We start from the raw sequence: 367 nt of genomic DNA on the forward strand, positions 1-367 counted from the left end.
GTCCTTCAGCGTGCGGGGCGTCGTCAGGTAGGCGCGGGGCAATTGCGGCGCGAGCTTGCCGACCAGCGCCAGCGTGCGCCAGTCGAAGCTCTGGATCGTCACGCGGCCTGCCATCTTCGCCTTGTCGATCTCGGCGAGCAGCGCGCGCACCATCGGCTCGGGCGCGGCGGTTTCCTCCGGCCTGGTCGGATCGATCTTGGTCTCGATGTTGAAGCGCACCGTTGCCGCGTCGGCGCCGCGCGCCTGCACCTGCGCGAACAGCGCGGCCAGCGTCGGGATGCGCTCGCCGTCGCGCGGCTGCTGCAGCGCGAACTGCTTGCCGTAGTTGCTCGCCGGATTGAGGCGGCCCACGTCGTAAGTCTGCAGC

Annotated in this window: 1 protein-coding gene; it reads right to left on the reverse strand. The window is 70.3% G+C overall.

Annotated elements, in window-relative coordinates; all coding sequences use genetic code 11:
• Positions 1-351, reverse strand: a 351-nt coding sequence (locus tag AB4Y74_RS17775) for a glycerophosphodiester phosphodiesterase family protein (RefSeq protein WP_441800484.1), incomplete at its 3' end; no start/stop codon positions are given.
• Positions 352-367 lie beyond the last annotated feature (16 nt).

It is taken from the genome of Leifsonia sp. RAF41 (genome assembly GCF_052114085.1).
Lineage (GTDB): Bacteria > Actinomycetota > Actinomycetes > Actinomycetales > Microbacteriaceae > Leifsonia.